This window comes from Paracoccus sp. DMF (assembly GCF_004407025.1).
In the GTDB taxonomy this organism is placed as follows: domain Bacteria; phylum Pseudomonadota; class Alphaproteobacteria; order Rhodobacterales; family Rhodobacteraceae; genus Paracoccus; species Paracoccus aminovorans_B.
The window spans coordinates 45,347-67,770 of record NZ_SOKV02000018.1 but is presented as its reverse complement, the minus strand read 5'-3'; the positions used below and the strand labels follow the sequence as shown (position 1 = coordinate 67,770).

The 22,424-nt window shown below is 69.3% G+C and carries 21 protein-coding genes and 1 tRNA gene; 16 read left to right on the top strand and 6 right to left on the bottom strand.

Annotated features, from left to right (window positions below; all coding sequences use genetic code 11):
- Window positions 1–29 precede the first annotated feature (29 nt).
- Window positions 30–1,211: a vWA domain-containing protein gene (locus tag E3D03_RS11500; protein WP_263567082.1), complete on the bottom strand. Its 1,182-nt coding sequence runs from the start codon at window positions 1,209–1,211 to the stop codon at window positions 30–32.
- Window positions 1,211–1,396 carry a hypothetical protein gene (locus E3D03_RS11495; RefSeq protein ID WP_017997838.1) on the bottom strand — a complete coding sequence of 62 codons (186 nt, stop codon included), beginning with the start codon at window positions 1,394–1,396 and terminating at the stop codon, window positions 1,211–1,213. The genes E3D03_RS11500 and E3D03_RS11495 overlap by 1 nt, the downstream gene beginning before the upstream one ends.
- A gap of 84 nt (window positions 1,397–1,480) precedes the next feature.
- Here E3D03_RS11495 and E3D03_RS11490 point away from each other — a divergent pair, with 84 nt between their 5' ends.
- Complete coding sequence (locus tag E3D03_RS11490) at window positions 1,481–2,605, top strand: Ppx/GppA phosphatase family protein (protein WP_263567081.1); 1,125 nt, start codon at window positions 1,481–1,483, stop codon at window positions 2,603–2,605.
- Between the two features lies 1 nt (window position 2,606).
- The gene (locus tag E3D03_RS11485; protein ID WP_263567080.1) at window positions 2,607–3,392 is read left to right on the top strand and encodes an RlmE family RNA methyltransferase; all 786 of its coding nucleotides are present in this window, start codon (window positions 2,607–2,609) and stop codon (window positions 3,390–3,392) included.
- A gap of 749 nt (window positions 3,393–4,141) precedes the next feature.
- Here E3D03_RS11485 and E3D03_RS11480 read toward each other — a convergent pair.
- Both E3D03_RS11480 and miaA read right to left on the bottom strand, forming a co-directional pair.
- Complete coding sequence (locus E3D03_RS11480) at window positions 4,142–5,131, bottom strand: helix-turn-helix domain-containing protein (RefSeq protein WP_263567079.1); 990 nt, start codon at window positions 5,129–5,131, stop codon at window positions 4,142–4,144.
- A 188-nt stretch (window positions 5,132–5,319) separates the two neighbouring features.
- Window positions 5,320–6,213 carry a tRNA (adenosine(37)-N6)-dimethylallyltransferase MiaA gene (gene miaA / locus E3D03_RS11475; RefSeq protein WP_263567078.1) on the bottom strand — a complete coding sequence of 298 codons (894 nt, stop codon included), beginning with the start codon at window positions 6,211–6,213 and terminating at the stop codon, window positions 5,320–5,322.
- A gap of 84 nt (window positions 6,214–6,297) precedes the next feature.
- Here miaA and pyrH point away from each other — a divergent pair, with 84 nt between their 5' ends.
- From pyrH to E3D03_RS11435, 8 genes are all read left to right on the top strand, one after another.
- Window positions 6,298–7,032, top strand: a complete 735-nt coding sequence (pyrH, locus tag E3D03_RS11470) for a UMP kinase (protein ID WP_263567077.1) — start codon at window positions 6,298–6,300, stop codon at window positions 7,030–7,032.
- An 80-nt stretch (window positions 7,033–7,112) separates the two neighbouring features.
- Window positions 7,113–7,676, top strand: coding sequence for a ribosome recycling factor (gene frr, locus E3D03_RS11465; protein WP_062560703.1), 564 nt, complete (start codon window positions 7,113–7,115; stop codon window positions 7,674–7,676).
- A 5-nt stretch (window positions 7,677–7,681) separates the two neighbouring features.
- A complete protein-coding gene (uppS, locus tag E3D03_RS11460; protein WP_062560702.1) occupies window positions 7,682–8,416 on the top strand; it encodes a polyprenyl diphosphate synthase in 735 nt (244 codons plus the stop codon).
- Window positions 8,413–9,267: a phosphatidate cytidylyltransferase gene (locus E3D03_RS11455; protein WP_263567076.1), complete on the top strand. Its 855-nt coding sequence runs from the start codon at window positions 8,413–8,415 to the stop codon at window positions 9,265–9,267. The genes uppS and E3D03_RS11455 overlap by 4 nt, the downstream gene beginning before the upstream one ends.
- A 4-nt stretch (window positions 9,268–9,271) precedes the next feature.
- On the top strand, window positions 9,272–10,444 hold the full coding sequence (dxr, locus tag E3D03_RS11450) for a 1-deoxy-D-xylulose-5-phosphate reductoisomerase (RefSeq protein WP_263567075.1): 1,173 nt from the start codon (window positions 9,272–9,274) through the stop codon (window positions 10,442–10,444).
- Window positions 10,441–11,766: an RIP metalloprotease RseP gene (gene rseP / locus E3D03_RS11445; RefSeq protein ID WP_263567074.1), complete on the top strand. Its 1,326-nt coding sequence runs from the start codon at window positions 10,441–10,443 to the stop codon at window positions 11,764–11,766. Before dxr ends, rseP begins: the two co-directional genes overlap by 4 nt.
- Window positions 11,767–11,869: 103 nt before the next feature.
- Complete coding sequence (gene bamA, locus E3D03_RS11440) at window positions 11,870–14,206, top strand: outer membrane protein assembly factor BamA (RefSeq protein WP_263567073.1); 2,337 nt, start codon at window positions 11,870–11,872, stop codon at window positions 14,204–14,206.
- On the top strand, window positions 14,206–14,895 hold the full coding sequence (locus tag E3D03_RS11435; protein ID WP_263567072.1) for an OmpH family outer membrane protein: 690 nt from the start codon (window positions 14,206–14,208) through the stop codon (window positions 14,893–14,895). Before bamA ends, E3D03_RS11435 begins: the two co-directional genes overlap by 1 nt.
- A 187-nt stretch (window positions 14,896–15,082) precedes the next feature.
- On the opposite strand, the gene E3D03_RS11430 is transcribed toward E3D03_RS11435, so the two are convergent.
- Together E3D03_RS11430 and E3D03_RS11425 are read right to left on the bottom strand one after the other, a co-directional pair.
- On the bottom strand, window positions 15,083–16,030 hold the full coding sequence (locus tag E3D03_RS11430) for a nucleoside hydrolase (protein WP_263567071.1): 948 nt from the start codon (window positions 16,028–16,030) through the stop codon (window positions 15,083–15,085).
- A 73-nt stretch (window positions 16,031–16,103) separates the two neighbouring features.
- Window positions 16,104–18,557, bottom strand: a complete 2,454-nt coding sequence (locus E3D03_RS11425) for a penicillin acylase family protein (RefSeq protein WP_263567070.1) — start codon at window positions 18,555–18,557, stop codon at window positions 16,104–16,106.
- Between the two features lie 129 nt (window positions 18,558–18,686).
- On the opposite strand from E3D03_RS11425, the gene E3D03_RS11420 reads away from it, so the two are divergent.
- The 6 genes from E3D03_RS11420 (at window position 18,687) to E3D03_RS11395 (ending at window position 22,271) form a co-directional block, all read left to right on the top strand.
- Window positions 18,687–19,553, top strand: coding sequence for an NAD(P)-dependent oxidoreductase (locus tag E3D03_RS11420; RefSeq protein WP_263567069.1), 867 nt, complete (start codon window positions 18,687–18,689; stop codon window positions 19,551–19,553).
- 45 nt (window positions 19,554–19,598) lie between these two features.
- Window positions 19,599–19,674: transfer RNA gene (locus E3D03_RS11415), tRNA-Val, on the top strand.
- A gap of 18 nt (window positions 19,675–19,692) precedes the next feature.
- On the top strand, window positions 19,693–20,757 hold the full coding sequence (locus E3D03_RS11410) for a CaiB/BaiF CoA transferase family protein (protein WP_263567068.1): 1,065 nt from the start codon (window positions 19,693–19,695) through the stop codon (window positions 20,755–20,757).
- 188 nt (window positions 20,758–20,945) lie between these two features.
- Window positions 20,946–21,329, top strand: a complete 384-nt coding sequence (gene rplU, locus E3D03_RS11405) for a 50S ribosomal protein L21 (RefSeq protein ID WP_263567067.1) — start codon at window positions 20,946–20,948, stop codon at window positions 21,327–21,329.
- Window positions 21,330–21,341: 12 nt separating this feature from the next.
- Window positions 21,342–21,614, top strand: a complete 273-nt coding sequence (rpmA, locus tag E3D03_RS11400) for a 50S ribosomal protein L27 (RefSeq protein WP_026155066.1) — start codon at window positions 21,342–21,344, stop codon at window positions 21,612–21,614.
- A 111-nt stretch (window positions 21,615–21,725) separates the two neighbouring features.
- Window positions 21,726–22,271, top strand: coding sequence for a GNAT family N-acetyltransferase (locus E3D03_RS11395; RefSeq protein ID WP_017997858.1), 546 nt, complete (start codon window positions 21,726–21,728; stop codon window positions 22,269–22,271).
- Window positions 22,272–22,424 lie beyond the last annotated feature (153 nt).

Genomic DNA, 22,424 nt, shown 5'->3' with positions numbered 1-22,424 from the left:
AAACCGGAATCCCCTATTGAGTACGAACCCTAGCCGAGCAGGCGCATGGCCTGGGTCAGTCCCTCGAGCGTCAGGGGCTGCATGCGGTCGTCGAAAATCTCGCGGATCATGGCGATGGAACGGGTATGGCCCCAATGCGCGCGCGGCACCGGGTTCAGCCAGACATGGTCGGGCCAGGTCTCGCGCAGGCGCCTGAGCCAGGTCTCGCCCGATTCGGGGTTCCAGTGCTCGTTGGCGCCGCCGGGCACGGCGATCTCATAGGGCGACATCGAGGCATCGCCGACGAAGATCGCCTTGTAGTCGCGGCCGAAGCGGTTCAGCACCTCCCAGGTCGGCGTGGTCTCGGTCCAGCGGCGGCGGTTGTCCTTCCACAGCGCCTCGTAGACGCAGTTGTGGAAATAGAAATGCTCCAGGTGCTTGAACTCGGCGCGGGCGGCCGAGAACAGCTCGTCCACCAGCCGGGAATGATCGTCCATGCTGCCGCCGGCGTCGAGGAACAACAGCACCTTCACCGCATTGTGCCGCTCGGGCCGGGTCTGCACGTCGATGTAGCCATGCTCGGCGCTGGCGCGGATGGTGCCGGGCAGGTCCAGCTCTTCCAGGGCGCCGTGGCGGGCCCATTGCCGCAGCCGCTTCAGCGCCACCTTGATGTTGCGGGTGCCGAGTTCCACCGTATCGTCGAAATCGCGGAATTCGCGCTTGTCCCAGACCTTGGCGGCGCGGCGGTGGCGGCTTTCGGCCTGGCCGATGCGCACGCCCTCGGGGTTGTAGCCATAGGCGCCGAAGGGCGAGGTGCCGGCGGTGCCGATCCACTTGCTGCCGCCCTGGTGCCGACCCTGCTGCTCGGCCAGGCGCTCGCGCAGCCGCTTCATCAGCTCGTCGAAACTGCCCGGGCCCTCGATGGCGGCGCGTTCCTCGGGCGTCAGCAGCTTCTCGGCGAGCTTCTCCAGCCATTCGCGGGGGATCTCGACCTGATCGACCAGCGATTCGATGGGGATCTCGTCGAGCCCGGCGAAGGCTTCGGCAAAGGCGCGGTCGAATCGGTCGATGTGGCTTTCGTTCTTGACCAGCGTGGCGCGGGCCAGGTGATAGAAGCCCTCGGGCGACCAGTCCGACAGCCCTGCCTTCAGCCCGGCCAGCAGGTCCAGGTATTCCCGCAAGCTGACCGGAACCCCGTGCCGGCGCAGGCTGTCGAGGAAGGGCCGGAACATCAGCCCATCCGGCTGAGCAGCACGGTCAGGAACAGCCCGGCCACGGTCAGCGCCAGGCCATGGGCGGCGGCATATTGCAGCTTGTCGGCCGTGCCGCCGCCGGCTTTCGCGGCGCGGATCCAGCCGATCGCTGCGCCAAGGATGAATGCGGCGATCACGATCATGGGGCCGGCATAGCCCCGCACGGCGCCCCTGTCGAGGGGCACCCCTTGAACGCGGGCGGGGGGCGGGTTAGTTTTGTTGCAACTTACTATTCGGAGGGCGTGACGATGGCGCCCAGGCGTCCTGCGGGTGCGGACGCGTTCCCGAGAAAAACGGTCGAGCCTTTCGCCACCCGCCCGGCCGAGGACGGGCCGCTTTATGCGGCCTTGGATCTTGGCACCAACAGCTGCCGGATGCTGATTGCCCGCCCCGCGGGCAGCCAGTTCCAGGTGGTCGACAGTTTCTCGAAGCCGGTCCAGCTGGGCCATGGCCTCGAGGCATCAGGCAGGCTGTCGCGTCCTTCCATGGCGCGGACGGTGCATGCCTTGCAGGTGTGCCGGCGCAAGCTCGAGGCGCATAAGGTCGTGCATATGCGGCTGGTCGCGACCGAGGCCTGTCGCCGCGCGCGAAACAGCCGTGACTTCCTGCGCATGATCCGGCGCGAGACCGGCCTGCCGGTCGAGATCATCGACGCCGAGGAGGAGGCGCGGCTGGCGGTGATCTCCTGTGCGCCTCTGGTCAGCCAGCGCACCGAGCAATTGCTGGTCGTCGACATCGGCGGCGGCTCGACCGAGCTGGTCTGGATCGACCTCGAGGAGGTGGATCCCAAGGAGCGCTCGCGTGCCATCATGCGGCTGGCGGACGGCTTTCGCGATCCGCAGCCCGGCGGCGCGCGGGTGGTGGACTGGATCTCGGTGCCGCTGGGCGTGGCCACGCTGCGCGACCAGTTCGAGGATGTCGAGGACGACCAGGGCCGGTTCGCGCTGATGTCCTGGCATTTCGAGGAGATGCTGTCGGATTTCGCGCCTTACTCGCTGACCGGCGGCTTGCAGGACAGTTTCCAGGTCATCGGCACCTCGGGCACCGTGACCACGGTGGCGGCCAGCCACCTGGGCCTGCGCCGCTATGACCGGACCAAGGTTGACGGGCTGACCATGACCTCGACCCAGATCGACCGGGTGATCCGCGACTATCTGTCGCTGGGCCCCGAGGGCCGGCGCGCCGACCCGCGCATCGGCCGCGAGCGGCATGCGCTGATCATGTCGGGCGCCGCGATCCTGCAGACGCTGATGCGGGTCTGGCCGACGACGCGGCTGTCGGTGGCGGATCGCGGCCTGCGCGAGGGGCTGCTTTATGCGCAGATGGTCAAGGACGGGGTGCTGGCCCCGGATGGAATGAACGGGGTAGCGTGAGATGAGCGACGACAAGAAGCCGGGCGGCACGAAGAAAAGCTCGGGGCGCGGCCAGCGCGATCTGCGGGTGCGGGTCAAGACCGCCAAGGGGCGCAAGCTATCGAGCACGCTGTGGCTGGAGCGGCAGCTGAACGACCCCTATGTCGCGCGGGCGAAACGCGAGGGCTATCGCGGCCGCGCCGCCTTCAAGATCCTGGAACTGGACGACAAGTATCATTTCCTGGTCCCTGGCGCCCGCGTGGTCGACCTGGGCTGCGCGCCCGGCGGTTGGTGCCAGGTCGCCGTGGCCCGGGTGAATGCCTTGGGCGAGAAATCCGGCAAGAAGGTCGGCACGGTGCTGGGCGTGGACCTGCAGGAGGTCGATCCCATCGCCGGGGCCGAGATCCACCAGCTGGATTTCCTGTCCGAGGGTGCGGACGAACAGGTCAAGGCCTGGCTCGGCGGCGGCGCTGACGTGGTCATGTCGGACATGGCGGCGGCCTCGTCGGGGCACAAGGGCACCGACCATCTGCGCATCGTGGCGCTGGTCGAGGCGGCGGCGCAGTTCGCTTTCGACGTGCTGGAACCGGGCGGCACCTTCGTCGCCAAGGTGCTGGCGGGGGGCGCGGAAAGCGAGATGCAGGCGATGCTGAAGCGCAATTTCCGCAAGGTGGCGAATGTGAAGCCGCCGGCCAGCCGTTCGGATTCCTCCGAGAAATTCGTCGTGGCGCAGGGATTCCGCGGCCGGGATGCGGGCGATGAGGACGGGGCTGCCGAGCCTTGGTCCGAGGATGGCGCTGCGCATTGAGCGGGCTGGCTCGTGCGAAAAGCTGTCGTAAGGCCGGGGTTCGGTGGCAGGATGCTGGTGGCGCCGAAGCGGATTTCGGAGCCTTGGCCCCCCGGAAGGCGCTGCGCCGCGCGTTAAGTGCGCAGAGCCGGGTGCCTTCGAAAATCTCGTCGTGACGCAGGGATACCCGCGGAGGGGATGCGGGTGGTGAGGAAGGGGCGGTCGCGCCTTGGTTCCAAGCCGCGCGTTGACGGGGCGAGGGATTCCTCCGAGAGGTTCGTCGCGCCGTAGGGCAATGGTCGCAACGCGGAAACGCACGCCGAGGCTTCGCCCGAGGATGGCGGCGATGCTGCGTGGGACGGCAGACGAATGCTCCGAGAAGATTGTCGGCGTGAGAATCCGCGGCCCTAACAGGCTGCTGAAAAGTCGGCGCAATCGAAGAGCTTGGGCGGAAGCCAAGGAAATCCGCCTCTAACCGGCGGGGATATCCCATTTTCTAGTTTTTCACGGAATCCAGAATGATTTCCGCCATGACTCCTCTCGAAATCCTTTTTCAGCAGCCTGCTAATGCGGCCGGAGCGGATCCCGGGACTTGCCTGAGGATGGCGACAACGCCGCGCTGGGCGGAGGGACCGTCCTGCGAGTTCGTCGACGCAGGGATTCGCGGTCGGGCCGGGAGGCGGTGAGGTCGGCGCGGAAGCAGCCTGTCGAGCCCGGCTTGGGATTGGCGGCGACACCGCGCGCTCACCCGCGGCCTGCACCCGTCGCGATCAACTTTCCTGCGCCGGCGGCGCGCCGCGCATCAGGGCGCGATAGCCTTCGGGCGTACGTCCGGTCGCGGCCAGGAAGGCGCGCATGAAATGGCCGAGCCCGGCATAGCCCAGTGCCGCGGCGATTTCGGGGATGGCGCGGGTGCTGCCGCGCAGTGCTTCGGTCGCCAGTTGCAGCCGCAGGTCGTAAAGCAGCTCCAGCGCGCTGCGCCCCCGGCTTTGCCGGCAGGCGCGGTCGAGTTGCGCCAGCGAGCAGCCCAGGGCCCGCGCCATCTCGGCGATGGTGCGATTGGCCGCCATGTCGCAGCCGGCGAGCGCTAGGAACCGCTCGGTCAGCGGCCGCGCCCCGGCGAGGCTGTCGCGGCGCGGGTCGGCATGGCCCTGACGATCCTCGAGCCGCGACAGCGCCACCGCGATCAGGCCCAGTTGATAGGGCGTGGCGCCATTGCCGCCGGGATCGCGGGCCGCGCCCTCGGCCAGCGCCAGGATGGCGGGGTCGAGAAGTGCCGCGTCCTCGGACGCCGGCCAGCCGCTGCGAAACGCCTTGGGCAGCGGTTGCGCGCCGACCCAGGCGGGCGGGATCAGCAGCGCCTGGCCCTCGACCTCGAGCGGCGGCTTCAGGGAAAAGGCGGTGCCGGCCGGGATGAAGGCGATGCGGCCGGCGGTCAGGACATGGGCCTGGCGCGGAAATTCGATGCTGACCGCGCCGGCGACAGGGCGGATCAGCACGTGGTCGCCGCGCACGCGCGGGCTGGGCGGCGTCTGGCGGCCCCGCACCGGCCCGCCCCAGTGAAACCCCGAGAGCGGCAGCAGCCGCAGCCCGTCTCCCGGACGGCCGCGCGGCAGCATCCGGGCTCGCGGCGCAGCGGCCTCTGCTGGCCCGGACGGGGCGGCGATCACCGGCGCCAGCACCGAAACCGGCTTGTCGTCGGCGGGGGTGGCCGATGCCTCGGCCTGTGGCAGGCGCGGGTCGGTGGCGGCCGGGTCCATGATCCCCGGCGCACTGATGCCGGCTGCCCGCAGCCGTTGTGTGCCGGGATCCGAATCAAAATTGACAAAGGCGCGAATAGCTTCGTTCATCTGGCATGGTTTCCAGCAAATCCATGAAGATAACGTAAACTTCGGACCGGAGTTCCTGAAGAGTTTATTCAGCCTGTAGTTGCGAATTGTTCAATATGTCACATTTCCGTGACGGATCGCGGCCCGATCTGGACCGGCTGCCAGTCGCGCAACCGGCCGCGAAAGAAGCTGCGCTGCGCCTTGGCATATTGCCGCGTGGCGATGATCGCCTGCGCGATGGCCTCGTCCAGACTGCAGCAGCCTTGCAGATGCGCGACCAGTTCCGGCGCGCCGATGGGTTTGGCCCAAAGCGCCGCCGGATCCCAGCGCGGCAGCATGGCCCGCACCTCGTCCAGCGCGCCCTGCGCCAGCATCTGGCGAAAGCGCCGCTCGATGCGATCCGCAAGCCAGTCGCGATCGGCTTGCAGGACCAGCCGATCCGCGCGCCCGGCCGGGATCAGCGGCGGCGGGGTCTCGTCCTGCCAGGCCGAGATGCCGCGGCCGGTCGCCTGCAGCACCTCCCAGGCGCGCTGCACACGCACCGGGTTCCTCAGGTCGATGCGTGCCCGCGTGGCTGCATCCAGATCGGCGATCATCCGGGCCAGGCCCTCGGGGCTGCGGTTCAGCGCATCGGCGCGGGCGCGGATCTGCGGCGGGGTCGGCGGGATCGCGGCCAGCCCGGCCGTCAGCGCATGCATGTAAAGCCCGGTGCCGCCGGTCACGATCAGCCGGCCGGGCAGGGCCGCGACCTCGGAGAGCCAGGCGCCCACCGAATAGTCCCGGCCGGGCGCGACATGGCCGTAAAGTGCATGCGGCGCGCGCGCCTCGTCCTCGGGACCGGGCCGGGCGGTCAGCACCCGCCAGCAAGACCAGACCTGCAAGGCATCGGCATTGACCACGGTGCCGCCCTGCGCCTCGGCAATGGCGAGCGCCAGCGCGGACTTGCCGCTGGCCGTCGGGCCGGCGATCAGCACGTGGCGGGCAGGATCCAGCGTGGCGATCAGACTATCCATGCGGGCGGGAAAGCGGGCTGTTGAACATGGCCCCTGTTTGCGACATTTTGCGCGGCAATGAAACCGCCGCGAAAAGGTAGAACCATGTCGGACAGCGCCCTCCAGAATCCCGGAAAATACTCTCGCGTCATGCTGAAGATTTCGGGAGAGGCGCTGATGGGCGACCAGGGCTATGGCCTGAACCCCCCGACCGTCGCCCGCATCGCGCAAGAGGTCCGCTCGGTCCATGACATGGGGGTCGAGATCTGCATGGTCATCGGCGGCGGCAACATCTTCCGCGGGCTGCAGGGCAGCGCCCAGGGCATGGAGCGGGCGACGGCCGACTACATGGGCATGCTGGCCACGGTGATGAACGCGCTGGCGATGCAGGCGGCGCTGGAGGCGGAAAAGATCCACACCCGCGTCATCTCGGCGATCCGCATGGACGAGGTGGCCGAGCCCTATATCCGCCGCCGCGCCGTGCGCCACCTGGAAAAGAAGCGCGTCTGCATCTTCGCCGCCGGCACCGGCAACCCGTATTTCACCACCGACACCGCGGCAACGCTGCGCGCCAACGAGATGAACTGCGAGGCGATCTTCAAGGGCACCAAGGTCGATGGCGTCTATGACAAGGACCCGAAGAAATTCCCCGACGCGAAACGCTATGACGACGTGACCTATGACGAGGTGCTGCAGAAGCATCTGGGCGTCATGGACGCCTCGGCCATCGCGCTGGCGCGGGACAACGACCTGCCGATCATCGTCTTTTCGCTGGACGAGCCGGGCGGGTTCCGGGGGATTCTCGCCGGAAGCGGCACTTATACGCGGGTGCATGGTTAAAATGCCCGCATAGGCTTTGCCATGCCGGCCCGGCTCGGCTAAGAACGCTGAAAACCACAGCACAGAGGCCATGACCCTACATGTCCGACGAGATCGAGATCGACACCGACGACCTGGAACGCCGCATGAAGGGCGCGATGGATTCGCTGCGCCATGAATTCGCCTCGCTGCGCACCGGCCGCGCCTCGGCCAGCATGGTCGAGCCGATCATGGTCGATGCCTATGGCTCGCCCACGCCGATCAACCAGATCGGCACCGTGAACGTGCCCGAGCCGCGCATGGTGACGATCAACATCTGGGATAAGGCGCTGGTCAACAAGGCCGAAAAGGCGATCCGCGATTCCGGCTTGGGCATCAACCCGCAGCTCAACGGCACCATCATCATGCTGCCGATCCCCGAGCTGAACGAGGAGCGCCGCCGCGACCTGACCCGCGTCGCCGCGCAATATGCCGAGCACGCCCGCGTCGCCATCCGCAACGTGCGCCGCGACGGCATGGACCAGATCAAGAAGGCCAAGGGCTCGGGCATGTCCGAGGACGACCAGAAGTTCTGGGAATCGGCCGTGCAGGAGCTGACCGACAAGATGATCGCCGCGGTCGATCAGGCGCTTGAGAGCAAGCAAGCCGAAATCATGCAGGTCTGACCCGGATGGCCGAAACCGCAGCCAGCCTGAGCAATACCGGCGGCGGGGAGCAGCGCCCCCGTCACGTCGCCATCATCATGGATGGCAACGGCCGCTGGGCCAAGAACAAGGGCTGGCCGCGGCTTGTCGGCCACCGGCGCGGCGCCGAGCGCGTCAAGCAGATCGTGCGCGCCTGTCCCGACATGGGGGTGAACTGGCTGACGGTCTATGCCTTCTCGACCGAGAACTGGAAGCGCTCGACCGAGGAAGTGCTGGGCCTGATGGGCATCTTCGCCCGCTATATCGAGCGCGAGGCCGACGGGCTGGCGGCCGAGGGCGTGCGCATGCGCTTCATCGGCGGGCGCGAGCGGCTGGACCCCAAGCTGCAGCGGCTGATGGCCGGGATCGAGGCGCGCACCGCCGGCAATACCCGGCTGAACCTGACGGTGGCGATCAATTACGGCGGCCGGGACGAGCTGGTGCGGGCGGCGGCGCGGCTGGCCCAGCGCATGGCCCGGGGCGAGATCGCCGAGCCGGCCGAGGCCGACCTGGCCGATTGCCTGGACACCGCCGGCCATCCTGACCCCGACCTGGTGATCCGCACCTCGGGCGAGACGCGGACCTCGAATTTCCTGCCCTTCCAGGCGGCCTATTCCGAATATGAATTCACCAAGGTGCTGTGGCCCGATTTCACGCCCGAGCACCTGGCCGAGATCCTCGACCGTTTCGGGTTGCGCGAGCGGCGCTTCGGCGGCGCATGACCGGCGAGGGCTCAAAGCGCGACCGGCTGCGGGGCGCGCTGCAACGCGGCCGCGACAAATGGGCGGATCTGCGGCCGCGGCTGATCTCGGGTGCCGTCCTGGTGGTGCTGGGGCTGGTGCTGCTGCTGTCCTCGGGACTGTGGCTGCGCTTCGGCGTCGCGGCGGTGACCGGGCTTATGATGTGGGAACTGGCCCGGCTGACCGGCTGGCGCCACCCCGAGTTTCACAGCCCGCGCCATCCGGTGCTGATCGGCGTTCTGTCCGGGCTGGTGATGCTGGCCATGCTGGTGCTGCCGGGCGACTGGCCGATGGCGCTGGCGCTGGTGCCGATGGCCGCCGGCTGGCACGGCACGCATGAGCACGAGCGCCCGGCCTACCTGCTGTTCACGCTGGCCATCCTCGGCGCCGGTTATGCGCTGGTGGTGATCCGCGAGGCGATGGGCCTGCCGACGCTGTTCTGGATCGTGGGCACGGTGGTCGCCTCGGATGTGCTGGGCTATTTCGTCGGGCGCAAGCTGGGCGGCGCGCGGTTCTGGCCGGCGATCAGCCCGAAGAAGACCTGGAGCGGCACCATCGCCGGCTGGGTCGGCGCGCTGCTGCTGGCGGGGGCGCTGTGGACGTCCGGCCTGGCCGGCTGGCCCATCGTGATCGTCGGGCCGCTGCTGGCGCTGGCCGGGCAATTCGGCGATATTGCCGAAAGCTGGCTCAAGCGCCGGGTCGGCGCCAAGGACAGTTCCGACCTGATCCCCGGCCATGGCGGGGCGATGGACCGTTTCGACGCCATGTCCGGGGCGCTGCTGCTGGCGCTGGCCCTGCTGATGGCGAACCTTCTGCCGGTGATCGGAGGCTGAGATCATGCGCAGCGTATCCGTGCTGGGCGCGACCGGATCGGTCGGCGAAAGCGCATTCGACCTGTTGATGCGGGCGGGCGGCGCGCAGGCGTTCCGCACCGTCGCCCTGACCGGCGGCGCCAATGTCGCACGGCTGGCCGAGATGGCGCGCGCCCTGCGGGCCGAGATCGCGGTGACCGCCTGGCCGGAAAAGCTGGCCGAGCTGCGCGCATTGCTGGCCGGCAGCGGCATCGCCTGCGCGGCGGGGGCGGATGCCGTCACCGAGGCGGCGGCGCGGCCCGCGGATTGGACGCTTTCTGCCATCGTCGGCGCCGCCGGACTGCCGCCGGGGCTCGCGGTGCTGAACCGGGGCGGCACGCTGGCACTGGCGAACAAGGAGACCCTGGTCGCCGCCGGGCCGCTGGTCATGGGTCGCGCCCGCCGCACCGGCGCCCGCATCCTGCCGGTCGATTCTGAACATTCCGCGATTTTCCAGGCGCTTCAGGGCGAAGACCTCGAAAGCGTCGAGCATGTGACTATCACCGCCTCGGGCGGCGCCTTCCGCGACTGGCCGCTGGAGCGCCTGGCCCAGGCCAGCGTGGCCGAGGCCAGCCGGCATCCGAACTGGGCCATGGGCCAGCGCATCACCATCGACAGCGCCAGCATGTTCAATAAGGCGCTGGAAGTCATCGAGGCGCATGAGTTCTTCGGCCTCGGGCCCGAGCGGATCCGCGTGCTGGTGCATCCGCAGTCGATCATTCATGCCATGGTCACGCATCGCGACGGCGGCAGTATCGCGCATCTGGGCGCGCCCGACATGCGCCATGCCATCGGCTATGCGCTGAACTGGCCGGCGCGCGCCGAACTGCCGGTGCCGAAACTGGACCTGGCCGCGCTTGGCAGCCTGAGCTTCGCCGCGCCGGACGAGGCGCGCTGGCCCGCCCTGCGCCTGGCGCGCGAGGCGATGCAGGCCGGCGGCGCCGCCGGCGCGGTGCTGAACGCCGCCAAGGAGCAGGCGCTCGACGATTTCATCGCCGGCCATATCCGCTTCACCGACATGGCGCCGGCGGTCGAACGGGCGCTGGAGCAGGCGGCGCGCGAGCCGGGATTCGCGCAAAGTCCCGGCGATCTGGACGCCGTGCTGGCCTGGGACGGTTTCGGCCGCCGGGCCGCCGCGCAAGGCCGGGGCGCGGCATGAGCGCGGCCGTCGAGATGCTGGGCGGGTTCCTGTGGACCGCCGCCGCCTCCGTCCTGGCGCTGTCGATCATCGTCACGGTGCATGAATACGGCCATTATATCATCGGCCGGCTTTGCGGCATCCGGGCCGAGGTGTTCTCGCTGGGTTTCGGCCCGCGGCTGTGCGCGCGCCGCGACCGGCGCGGCACGCTGTGGCAGGTGGCGGCGATTCCGCTGGGCGGCTATGTGCGTTTCCTGGGCGATGCCGATGCCGCCAGCGCCGGTTCTGTCGCGGTCGCGCCCGAACGCGCCCGGCAAAGCCTGAACGGGGCGCCGCTCTGGGCGCGCTTCGCCACCGTCGCGGCGGGGCCGGTGTTCAACTTCATCCTGTCGATCCTGGTCTTTGCCGGCATGGCGATCTGGCAGGGCCTGCCCGTCGATCAGGTGCAGGTCGGCAAGCTGCATCCGGTGCCGCCGGGTGTGACGATGCAGCTGCAACCCGGCGACCGCATCCTGGCGGTGGACGGCCGGCCGGTCGCCAGCTGGCGCGATCTCGGCCTGCTGGCCGAAAGCCTGCCGGCACGGGGGAGCCATGACTGGACCGTGCTGCGCGAGGGTGCCGAGATCACCGTGCCCGGGCCCGACCCGGTGCCGCCGCTGGTCGGCGGCGTCGCGCCGCGCAGCCCGGCGGTCGCGGCGGGGCTGCAGCCCGGCGACGTGATCCTGGCGGTGGACGGCCAGCCCGTGCGGCGCTTCGACGAATTGCGCGGCCATGTCACGGCCGCGGCCGGCAAGCCGGTGGTGCTGCGCGTCTGGCGCGAGGGCGAGGGCAAGGCCGACTATACGCTGATCCCGCGCGAACAGGACCTGCCGACCGAAGCCGGTTATGAGCGGCGCTGGATGATCGGCGTCCATGGCGGCGGCAGCTATTTCGACCCGGCGATCCGTTCGGCCGGTCCGCTGGAATCGCTGGCCCTGGGCGCGGCGCGGACCTGGGACATCATCGCCTCGTCGGTCTCGGGGCTCTGGGCCATGGTCACCGGCCAGATCGGCAGCTGCAACCTGGGCGGCGCGATTTCCATCGCCGAGACGACCGGGCAGGCGGCCTCGGCCGGGGGCGGCAATTTCATCTGGTGGATCGCCGTGCTGTCGGCGGCGATCGGCTTCCTGAACCTGTTGCCGGTGCCGGTCCTGGATGGCGGGCACCTGATGTTCTACCTTTACGAGGCGGTGGCGCGGCGCCGGCCCTCGGCCCGGGTGATCGACATCCTGTCGGCGCTCGGCATGGCTGCGGTGCTGTCGCTGATGGTTTTCGGCCTCAGCAACGATCTTTTCTGCCCCTGAGCCGGCATGGGCTTTTGACAGTCCCGCCCGCTTCGCTGTATCCATCGGAACAAATCCGGTGGGGCCAACCCGCCGGGCCATGCATTACGCGCGAGGGGCGGCGATGACGGACAGGAAACTCGGCAAGGGCGCGCTGGCGCTGATCTCGGCGCTGGCTGTGGCCGCGCCCGTCGGCCTGGTGGCGAGTGCCGCCTCGGCCTATGTCTTCAGCAATGTCCGCATCGAGGGCAACCAGAGGATCGAACCGGCGACGATCCTGTCCTATCTGGATCTGCCGCGCGGCCAGGATGTCTCGGGCGGCGCGCTGAACGACGCCATGCAGCGGCTGCAGAATTCGGGCCTGTTCGAAAAGGTCGAGCTGGTGCCCTCGGGCGGCACGCTGGTGGTGCGCGTTGCCGAATATCCGACGATCAACGTCATCTCCTTCGAGGGCAACAAGCGCCTCAAGGACGAGAACCTGGCCGAGATCGTCAAGTCCAAGGCCCGCCGCGTCTATTCCCCGGCCCAGGCCGAGGCCGATGCCGCCGCGATCAGCCAGGTCTATGCCTCGGAAGGCCGCCTGGCCGCCCGCGTCGATCCGCGCATCATTCGCCGCGGCAGCAACCAGGTCGACCTGGTCTTCGAAGTGGCCGAGGGCAAGGTGACCGAGATCGAGCGCATCGGCTTCGTCGGCAACCGCGCCTTTTCCGACCGCCGGCTGCGCAACGTCTTGCAGACCAAGCAGGCCGGCGTCCTGCGCACCTTCATCAAGCGCGACACCTTCGCGCCCGACCGGCTGCCGGTCGATGAAAAGCTGCTGACCGATTTCTACCGCTCGCGCGGCTATGCCGATTTCAAGGTCCAGGCGGTGGCGCCGGAGCTGGCCCGCGAACGCGACGCCTTCTACATCACCTTCCAGATCCAGGAAGGCCCGCGCTATACCTTCGGCACCGTGAACACGGTGAGCGAGATCCCCGGCGTCGATGCCGGCGAATTCGCGGCGCAGAACCGGGTCAAGCGCGGTGCGGTCTACAACCCGACCATCATCGACACCACCATCCGCCGCATGGAGGCGCTGGCGCTGCGCAAGGGGCTCGACTTCGTCAATATCGAGCCGCGCATCACCCGCAACGAGCGCAACCAGACCCTGGACCTGACCTTTGCCCTGACCCGCGGCCAGCGCGTCTTTGTCGAGCGCATCGACATCGAGGGCAACACCACGACGCTGGACGAGGTGATCCGCCGGCAGTTCGCCACGGTCGAAGGCGACCCCTTCAACCCGCGCGAGATCCGCAACTCGGCCGAACGGCTGCGGGCGCTGGGATATTTCTCGGACGTGCAGGCCGAAAGCCGGCAGGGCACCTCGCCCGAGCAGGTCATCGTCGATGTGAACGTCGAGGAACAGCCGACCGGCAGCCTGAACTTCGGCGTCAGCTACGGCGTCTCGACCGGCGTCGGCTTCAACGCCTCGCTGTCGGAAAAGAACTTCCTGGGCCGCGGCCAGCAGGTGGACCTGTCCTTTGCCACCGGCTCGGGCACGAAAAGCTCGGGCTTCACCTTCGTCGAGCCCTATTTCCTGGGCCGCGACCTGAAGGCGCGCTTCCAGACCTGGTACAACACCACCGACCGGCTGAATTCGGACTACAACACCCGCACCGTCGGCTTCCAGACCGGGATGGAGTTCCCGATCTCGGAAAACGGCCGGCTGGAGCTGCGCTACAAGCTCAGCAAGGACACGCTCTATGACGTGGAACTGTATGGCGTGGACCCCGAGACCGGCGAGGATACCGGCTCCTCGCCGATCCTCTACAACGAGCAGGGCGGCTTCTTCACCTCGGCGCTTGGCTATACCTATAGCTATGACAGCCGCGTTGCCGGGCTGGACCCGCTGACCAGCTATCGGCTGCGCTTCAGCCAGGACTTCGCCGGCGTCGGCGGCGACGTGAAATCGGTCACCAGCTCGCTTTACGCCGGGGTCGAAAGCCGGGCCTGGCGCGAAAGCGTCACCATGCTGGCCGAATTCGAGGCCGGCGCCGTGCATATGCTGGGCGACCAGAACAGCCGCTTCCTGAACCGCTATACCGGCAACGGCAAGATCCGCGGCTTCGAGCCGAACGGCATGGGTCCGCGCGACCTGGCCGCGCCGAACGAGGACGCGCTGGGGGGCAACTATTTCTGGGCGCTGCGCACGGAACTGCAATTCCCGCTGGGCCTGCCCGAGGAATATGGCATCAAGGGCGGCCTGTTTGCCGATGCCGGCTCGGTCTGGGGGCTGGACAACAAGATCGGCGCCTTCGACACGCCGGTCGATGACGGCATGCATATCCGCGCCTCGGTCGGGGCCTCGCTGTTCTGGACCACGCCGATCGGTCCCCTGCGCTTCAACTTCGCCAAAGCGTTGAAGAAAGAGGATTACGACGAGGAACAGGCCTTCGACCTGACCATCTCGACCAAGTTCTGATGCGGGCGGGGCGTCAGGTCGCGCTGCTCGGGCTGGCCGTCCTGCTGGCCGGCCCGCCGGCCGCGCTGGCGCAAACGACGGTGGCGCCGCTGGCCGGCGGCCCCTCGGCCGCGCCGCTGGTCGTGGATGCGCCCGAGCCCCGGGGCGAGGGCGTGCTGCCGGTGATGACGCTGGACCAGGAGGCGCTTTACGCCGGCACGAAATGGGGCCAGCGCGTCAAGGCCGAGCTGGAACAGCGCGGCCAGGAGATCGCGGCCGAGAACGACCGGCTGGCCAACCAGTTCGCCGCCGAGGAGCAGTCGCTGACCCTGCTGCGCCAGACCATGCCCGCCGATGAATTCCGCAAGCAGGCCGAGGCGTTCGACAAGCGCGCGGTCGAGGTGCGCCGCCAGCGCGAGGCCGCGGCGGATGAGCTGAACAAGCGCGCCGCCGATGAATATTATGCGTTTTCCCGGGCGATGCTGCCGGTGCTGGCCGCGCTGATGCGCGAGCGCGGCGCGGTCGCGGTGCTGGACAAGCGCGCGATCCTGGTCGCGGCGCAATCCATCGACGTGACCGAGGCGCTGATCCAGCGCATCGACAGCGAGATCGGCGCCGGCCCGCTGCAACAGGGCCCGAACCTGCCCGCGCCGCAAGAGCCGGCCGAGCCGTCGGACACCGCACCCGAACCCTCCGCGCCGGCCGACTAGGTCCACAGCCGCGGCGGCACGACTTTCATGCTGCATAAGGCACCGTGGCCCGCCGCCTCGACCCTGGGTTGGCCATCGCGGTTTGCTTCAGGACCGTCCTGCTGACGGCCAAGCTGGAGCCGGCGGCAGCGGGATGGACCTGGATGCGGCGCCGGATGCAGGCATTCTTCAGAGACAGGGGCCCCGATCAGCCCAGCCGGCGGTCCAGCTCGCCGATACGCCGGGTCAGGAGCTCGAAAAGGCCCTTCACATCGACGTCGCGGATGAAGGTCGCATTCGGCGTGCGGCCGCTGACCCGCCACCAGTCGGCGACGGTCATGCCCAGGGTGAATTCGCCCCGGGTCTCGATCTCGACATTGATGAACCGGCCCGAGAACAGCTGCGGCGCCAAGAGCCAGGCGATGGTGCAGGGGTCGTGCAGCGGCGCGCCCTCGCTGCCGTATTTCTCGCGGTCGTAGCGTTCGAAGAAATCGGTCCAGCTGGCGATGGCCTGGCCGATGCGGCCCATGGCGCGCATCTGCTCGACCCAGGGCCGGCTGGTCAGCGCCTTGTGCGTCACGTCGAGCGGCATCACCGTCAGCGGCGCGCCGGCGGCAAAGACCAGGCTGGCAGCCTCGGGGTCGACATAGATGTTGAATTCGGCGGTGGGGGTGATGTTGCCGACCTCGAAATAGGCGCCGCCCATCAGCACGATCTCCTGCACGCGCGGGATGATGTCGGGCGCGCGCTGGAAGGCCATGGCGATATTGGTCAGCGGCCCGATCGGCACCAGCGTCACCGTGCCGGCGGGCTCGCGGCGCAGGGTCTCGATCAGGAAATCGACGGCATGGCCGGGGGTCAGTGCCATGGTCGGGTCGGGCAGGGTGACGCCATCGAGGCCGGTCTTGCCATGCACATGCTCGGCCGTGACCAGCGGGCGCGACAGCGGCGCCTCGGCCCCGGCGTAAACCGGCAGGTCGGGCCGGCCGGCCAGCTCGCACAGCACGAGGGCATTGCGCTGGGTATGATGCAGCGGCACGTTGCCGGCCACCGCCGTCAGCCCCAGCACCTCGATCTCGGGGCTGGCCAGCGCCAGCAGGATGGCGACGGCGTCGTCCTGGCCCGGGTCGGTGTCGATGATGATCTTGCGGGCCATGCGTCTCTCCTGCGGTATCGTGGCGCGAGGGAAGCCCGCTGCCGCGGAAGATGCAAGGGGGTCAGTGCGCGCCTCAGTTCGGGGCCGGTTCCAGCCGGGTGATGCCGGTCGCGGCGGCACGCGCCAGGTCGGGGTCCAGCGACATGCCGACATATTCGCCGCGCCGCCACAGCTCGGCCATGTCGTCGTAATGGCGCGACAGCGGGTGGCCCGACTGGCCGGTCGAGATCACGAAGACCGAGCTGTCGGGATCGGCCAGGTCGTAGACGCCGCGATAGGCCGCGCCGGTGACGTTGAGCCAGGGATTGCGGCCATGGCCCAGCATGCCGGCCCGCGCGATGGTGCTTTCGCCGCCCGAGGTCGGCTGGATCAGGTTCACGATATAGGACAGGCCGCGCATGTCGCCGAGCGCCGGATGGACGTGCCGGGCGCGGTGCAGGTCGCCCCAGCGCCAACTGGCAAGGTCGGGACCGAAACGCGCCGACAGATCCAGAAGCGCCGCGTCCAGCGCCTGGCGGGCGATCTGGGCGCAGGTCTCGACCGGGGCCGACTGGCGGATGTCGCACCAGACGCCGGCGCCGCCCAGGTTGCGGAACACGCGGTCGATGAAGCGCGGGTAAAGCTCGGTCAGGTCGTCGGCCAGGGGGCCGAGGTCGTCGCGCAGCAACCGGTCCTGCAAGGCCCGCATCCAGGCGACATAGATCAGCGGCTCGGGCAGGTGTTCGTTCATGGCGCCGTCCCAATTCGCCAGCAGCCCCAGCGCGTCCTGGCGCAGGCGCTCGGGCGTGCCCTGCGCGGCGGGCTCGTCGGTGAACCACAGATCGGCCCCGACAAGCGGCAGCAGCGCCCGGGCGATGGGGCTGACGATGTCGTTCTGCGCGGCGATGAAGCTGTCGCGGGAATGCACCTCGCGCGACTGGATCAGATGCGCAAGCCGCGCCTGGCGATAGCCGTCGGCGCCGTCATGGCCCAAGCCCTGGCCGGGCGCCGCGGCGCCGGTCGAGGCGACCATGCCGCCCGGCGGGTCCATCTGCGCCAGGCTTTCGGGCGCCGGCCCCTGGCCCTGCCAGCGGTTCTGCGCGATCCAGCCCGGCGCGGGCATGCGCCCGGCGGTCTGGTGCGCGGGCGCGCGACGGGGCAGGGCGCCGGCCAGCACCTCGGCCACGCCCTGGGCATTGGCCAGCGTCACCACCATCGCAGGCGCGACCATGTCGCGCAGCGCCGCCGCGGCGCCGGCCCGGTCGGGCGCCTGCATCAGCCCGATGAGCGCGCTCATGCTGCGGTCCTCGCCGAAGCCGCCGGTCCAGGACAGGGCGGCGACATGGCCCGCGGGCAGCACCGTGGCAAGGTCCAGATGCGCCGCCGGGATGATCGGGCCGTTCGCGGTTTCGCGCAGGGTGATGGTCTGCGGCGCGGCGCCGCGAATCCTCAACGTCTCGCGCCGGGTGGTGAATTCGGTCCAGCCATCCACGCCGCGATAGCGGCCGGCGTCGCCGGGCTGCACCTCTTCAATGAGCAGGTCCTGGTCGTCGATCTGCGCCGGCGTGATCCCCCAGGCGAGCCGGGTGTTGCGCCCCGACAGGATGGCCGGGATGCCCGGGATGGTGCCGCCGATCACCCCGCCGCTGCGCAGTTCGATCCGGGCCAGATACCACAGGCCCGGCGCGGTCAGGGCGAATTGCGGATCATTGGCCAGCAGGGCGCCGCCCGCCGCCGTGCGCCCGCGCGCCACCGCGAAGCCATTGGCCGAGGCCCCGGCCGAGGGTGCAAGATAGCCCGCCAGCGTCGCCGTCCAGTCCTGCGGCCCGGTGCCGCGCTCGGGCCCGGTGAAGCGCGCGCCCGGGAACAGCCCGGCATAGGAAGGCATCGGCGGCTCGCCGGCTTCGGCGACCAGGTCCTGCCCGCGCGCGGGGTCGGCCAGCGACAGCCGGGCGCGCAGGATCTCGCGCCGCATCTGCACCGTGGACGAGGCCGCGAGCAGCTTCAGCACCGCCAGCGAATCCGCCGGCTCCCAATAGGAGATGTCCTCGGGATAAAGGAAGAACTCCGGCGCGCCGCGGCCGCGCGCGCCCAGGTTCACCTGGCCGATCCAGGCGTTCACGCCGTCGGCATAGGCCTGCAGCGCCTCGCGCGTCTGCGGGTCCTGCGCCTGAAGCGAGGCGCGGGCATTGCGGTAAAGCCCCAGCCGCCGCGCCAGGTCATCGGCGCGGATCGCGCCCGGGCCATAGATCTCGGCCAGCCGCCCTTGCGCCGCGCGGCGCAGCACGGTCATCTGGAACAGCCGGTCCTGGGCATGGGCAAGGCCCAGGGCGAAGAACACGTCGCGGTCGGTCTTGCCGAAGATATGCGGCACGTCCTCGGTCGTGCGCACGATCTCGACCGGGGCCGAGATGCCCGCGACTTCGTAGCGCCCGTCGTAATCCGGCAGCGAGCGGATGGCGAAATACCAGGCCAGCACCACCAGCGCCAGGGCCAGCAGGATCAGCCCGACCGTCAGGCGCACAAGCCAGCGGAAAATTGTCACCATGGCGCGGTGCTGTCCCGAGGTTTTGGGCGCAGAGGTTGACCCTTGCGCCTCGTGGTGGAATTCATCGGGGTGAATAGGACAGGGCGCGGGCCGGATCAACGCGCCTTTCACATGGAAGCGGAGAAAGTGATGGCGCGCGTTGCATTTCTGGGACTTGGGGTGATGGGCTTTCCCATGGCGGGCCATCTGGCCGCGGCCGGGCATGAGGTGACGGTCTGGAACCGCAGCCCCGCCAAGGCCGAGGCCTGGGTCGCCTGCCACGCCGGCCGCGCCGCCGAGACCGCGCGAGGGGCGGCGACGGGCGCCGATTTCGTCATGGCCTGCGTCGGCAACGACGACGACCTGCGCCAGGTCTGCCTGGGCGAGGCCGGCGCCTTTGCCGGCATGGCGGCGGGCGCGGTTTTCGTCGATCACACCACGGTCTCGGCGGCGGTGACGCGCGAACTGGCCGAGGTCGCCTCGGGCGCGGGCATCGGCTTCGTCGATGCGCCGGTCTCGGGCGGGCAGGCCGGGGCCGAGAACGGCCAGCTTTCGCTGATGTGCGGCGGCACGCAGGCGGATTACGCCCGCGCCGCCCCGGTGATCGCCGCCTATGCCAAGATCTGCCGGCTGATGGGCCCCTCGGGCGCCGGGCAGCTGACCAAGATGTGCAACCAGATCGCCATTGCCGGGCTGGTGCAGGGCCTGTCGGAATCGCTGCATTTCGCCGAGAAGGCCGGGCTTTCCATCGCCTCGGTGGTCGAGGTGATCAGCCAGGGCGCCGCCGGCAGCTGGCAGATGGCGAACCGCCACCAGACCATGGCCGAGAACCGCTTCGACTTCGGCTTCGCGGTGGACTGGATGCGCAAGGACCTGGGCATCTGCCTGGCTACCGCCGACGAGACCGGCGCGACCCTGCCGGTGACGGCGCTGGTCGACCAGTTCTACAAGGAGGTGCAGAACATGGGCGGCGGGCGCTGGGACACCTCGTCGCTGATCGCGCGGCTGCGCAAATGAGCCGGCTTGCCAAGTGCCGCCGGCTCGGGCTATCAGCCGACGCGGGGGCGGTTAGCTCAGTTGGTAGAGCGTCTCGCTTACACCGAGAATGTCGGGGGTTCGAGTCCCTCACCGCCCACCATACCCCCCGGTTTTCCGCATGAGCGGCGCGCTTTCCAGCCTGCGCATCGTCGAGATCGCCGGGCTTGGCCCGACGCCCTTCTCGGCCATGTGGCTTGCCGATCACGGCGCGCAGGTGCTGCGCATCACCCGGCCCGGCGCCCGCCATATCTTCGGGCTCGAGCGCGATGTGCTGGACCGCGGCCGCGACTGGCTGGAACTGGACCTGAAATCCCCCGAAGGCCGGGCCGCCGCGCATGCGCTGATCGCCGGCGCCGATGCGGTGATCGAGGGCATGCGGCCGGGGGTGATGGAACGGCTCGGCCTCGGGCCCGGGGATTTTCCGGAGAATCCGCGGCTGGTCTATGGCCGCATGACCGGCTGGGGGCAGGCGGGTCCGCTGGCGCATTCGGCGGGGCACGACCTGACCTATATCGCCATCACCGGGGCGCTGCATGCCATCGGCCCGGCGGCGCATCCGGTGCCGCCGCTGAACCTGGTCGGGGATTTTGCCGCCGGCTCGATGTATCTGGTCGCGGGCATGCTGGCGGCGATCCTCTCGGCGCGCGAGACCGGGCGCGGCCAGGTGGTCGATGCGGCGATCTCGGACGGGGTGGCGCATCTGATGGCGATGATCTCGGGCCTGCGGGCGGGTGGCCTCTGGCAGGATGCGCGGCAGGCGAACCTGCTGGACGGCGGTGCGCCCTATTATGGCTGCTATGCTTGCGCCTGCGGCGGCTTCCTGGCCATCGGCGCCATCGAGCCGCAGTTCTGGGCCGAACTGCTGCGGCGGCTGGAACTGAATCCGGCCACGCTGCCCGACCGGGTCGATCCGGCGCAATGGCCGGCGCTGCGCGCGGCGCTGGCCGCCCGCATCGCCACCCGCTCGCGCGATGACTGGGCGGCGGTGCTGGAGGGCTCGGACGCCTGCGCGGCGCCGGTGCTGTCGCTGGACGAGGCGCCGCGCCATCCGCATAATGTCGCGCGCGGCACCTTTCACGGCAGCGAGCCGGCGCCGGCACCGCGGCTGTCGGAGACACCCGGTGCGCTGCGGCCGGGCCGGCAGCTGTCGCTGGCCGAGGCGCGGGCGGCATGGGCGCGGTGACGGCATTCCTGTTGACTTGCGCGGCCGAATCCGCGATATACCCGCGACCGGCCGGGCAGGCGCCCGTTGCCGGTGCGTTATTTTGAACCTCACCCAATCGACGGGTGCGCTGTCCGAAGGCGGGGGCCGACCCCACGAACTCCTGCGCCGCAGGGGCCGAAGGACGCGGCAGAACAAGGAAGAAGCGAATGTTCGCAGTTCTCAAGACGGGCGGCAAGCAATACCGGGTCCAATCCGGTGACGTGCTGCGCGTCGAAAAGCTGAACGCCGAAGCCGGCGACAAGATCCAGTTCAACGACGTGCTGATGATCGGCTCGACCGTCGGCGCGCCGCTGGTGGCGGGTGCCGCCGTGCAGGCCGAGGTGATCGACACCATCAAGGCCGACAAGGTCATCACCTATGTCAAGCGCCGCCGCAAGCATTCCTCGCAGCGCACGCGCGGCCATCGCCAGCAGCTGACCCTGGTCCGCATCACCGACCTGCTGGAAAACGGCGGCGACAAGACCGACGTCAAGGCCGCCGTCGGTGCGCGCATCGCGCGTCGCCATGACCACGTCGAAACCGCCAACTGAGGAGACTGACCCATGGCACATAAGAAAGCAGGCGGTTCGTCCCGCAACGGTCGCGATTCGGCCGGTCGTCGTCTTGGCGTGAAACTGTTCGGCGGCCAGCAGGCCGTTGCCGGCAACATCATCGTGCGTCAGCGCGGCACCACCTGGTGGGCCGGCGCCAACGTCGGCATGGGCCGCGACCACACGCTGTTCGCGCTGGCCGATGGCCAGGTAAGCTTCCGCAAGGGCCTCAAGGGCCGCACCTATATCTCCGTGCTGCCCGCCAATCTCGAGGCTGCCGAGTAAGCCGATTTTAACACTCTGGTGCTAAAAAAGGGGGATCGGCGCAGGCCGGTCCCCTTCGCGTTTCGGCGTGCAGCACCCATATGTTTTCGAGGAATGGGGGAGAGAAGTGACATGAACGAGTTGATCGCCTCGGATGCGCGGCAGGTCGATATCACCACCGAACGGTTCGTGCTGCGCCCGCTGCGCATGTCGGATGCCGGGCTGATCGCGCATTACACCGCCGACCGCCGGGTGGCCGAGGGCACGCGCTCGATCCCGCATCCGCTGCCGCCGGGCGCGGCCGAATCCTATGTGCGCCGGGCCATGGCCGCGGATCGCGACGAGGATGTCTGGGCCATCGACGGCTCGACGAACAAGCTGGCCGAACTGTTGGGCGTGGTCTCGCTGACCCGCATCGACCAGGAGCAGTCGGAGCTGGGCTTCTGGGTCGGTGCCGGCTTCTGGAACACCGGCTTCGCGACCGAGGCGGTCTCGGCGCTGGTCGAGGCCAATCCGCATGGCTCGCGCACGCTCTTTGCCGAGGCGTTCCAGGATAATCCCGGCTCGGCCCGGGTGCTGACCAATTGCGGCTTCGAATATCTGGGCGATGCGGAAAGCTGGTCGGTGGCGCGCGATGCGCGGGTGCCGACCTGGACCTATCTGCGCAAGATGGGTTGAACGGCGCAATCCTGGGGTAAAGGCCCGCCTTTGCGGCGGGCCTTTTGCTTGGCGCCAGGGCGCGGCCGGGTCGGTGTGAAGCGGGGCCGATCTGGATCGGCGTTTGCAGGACGGTTTCGGTGGCCTGCGATGACCGGCGGACATCCGGCAGCG

Excerpts from the sequence above, each read along its gene's own strand:
- E3D03_RS11500 (WP_263567082.1), bottom strand. The coding sequence starts at position 1,211 with ATGTTCCGGCCCTTCCTCGACAGCCTGCGCCGGCACGGGGTTCCGGTC.
- E3D03_RS11490 (WP_263567081.1), top strand. The coding sequence starts at position 1,481 with ATGGCGCCCAGGCGTCCTGCGGGTGCGGACGCGTTCCCGAGAAAAACG.
- E3D03_RS11485 (WP_263567080.1), top strand. The coding sequence starts at position 2,607 with ATGAGCGACGACAAGAAGCCGGGCGGCACGAAGAAAAGCTCGGGGCGC.
- E3D03_RS11480 (WP_263567079.1), bottom strand. The coding sequence starts at position 5,131 with ATGGACCCGGCCGCCACCGACCCGCGCCTGCCACAGGCCGAGGCATCG.
- miaA (WP_263567078.1), bottom strand. The coding sequence starts at position 6,213 with ATGGATAGTCTGATCGCCACGCTGGATCCTGCCCGCCACGTGCTGATC.
- pyrH (WP_263567077.1), top strand. The coding sequence starts at position 6,298 with ATGTCGGACAGCGCCCTCCAGAATCCCGGAAAATACTCTCGCGTCATG.
- frr (WP_062560703.1), top strand. The coding sequence starts at position 7,113 with ATGTCCGACGAGATCGAGATCGACACCGACGACCTGGAACGCCGCATG.
- uppS (WP_062560702.1), top strand. The coding sequence starts at position 7,682 with ATGGCCGAAACCGCAGCCAGCCTGAGCAATACCGGCGGCGGGGAGCAG.
- E3D03_RS11455 (WP_263567076.1), top strand. The coding sequence starts at position 8,413 with ATGACCGGCGAGGGCTCAAAGCGCGACCGGCTGCGGGGCGCGCTGCAA.
- dxr (WP_263567075.1), top strand. The coding sequence starts at position 9,272 with ATGCGCAGCGTATCCGTGCTGGGCGCGACCGGATCGGTCGGCGAAAGC.
- rseP (WP_263567074.1), top strand. The coding sequence starts at position 10,441 with ATGAGCGCGGCCGTCGAGATGCTGGGCGGGTTCCTGTGGACCGCCGCC.
- bamA (WP_263567073.1), top strand. The coding sequence starts at position 11,870 with ATGACGGACAGGAAACTCGGCAAGGGCGCGCTGGCGCTGATCTCGGCG.
- E3D03_RS11435 (WP_263567072.1), top strand. The coding sequence starts at position 14,206 with ATGCGGGCGGGGCGTCAGGTCGCGCTGCTCGGGCTGGCCGTCCTGCTG.
- E3D03_RS11430 (WP_263567071.1), bottom strand. The coding sequence starts at position 16,030 with ATGGCCCGCAAGATCATCATCGACACCGACCCGGGCCAGGACGACGCC.
- E3D03_RS11425 (WP_263567070.1), bottom strand. The coding sequence starts at position 18,557 with ATGGTGACAATTTTCCGCTGGCTTGTGCGCCTGACGGTCGGGCTGATC.
- E3D03_RS11420 (WP_263567069.1), top strand. The coding sequence starts at position 18,687 with ATGGCGCGCGTTGCATTTCTGGGACTTGGGGTGATGGGCTTTCCCATG.
- E3D03_RS11410 (WP_263567068.1), top strand. The coding sequence starts at position 19,693 with ATGAGCGGCGCGCTTTCCAGCCTGCGCATCGTCGAGATCGCCGGGCTT.
- rplU (WP_263567067.1), top strand. The coding sequence starts at position 20,946 with ATGTTCGCAGTTCTCAAGACGGGCGGCAAGCAATACCGGGTCCAATCC.
- rpmA (WP_026155066.1), top strand. The coding sequence starts at position 21,342 with ATGGCACATAAGAAAGCAGGCGGTTCGTCCCGCAACGGTCGCGATTCG.
- E3D03_RS11395 (WP_017997858.1), top strand. The coding sequence starts at position 21,726 with ATGAACGAGTTGATCGCCTCGGATGCGCGGCAGGTCGATATCACCACC.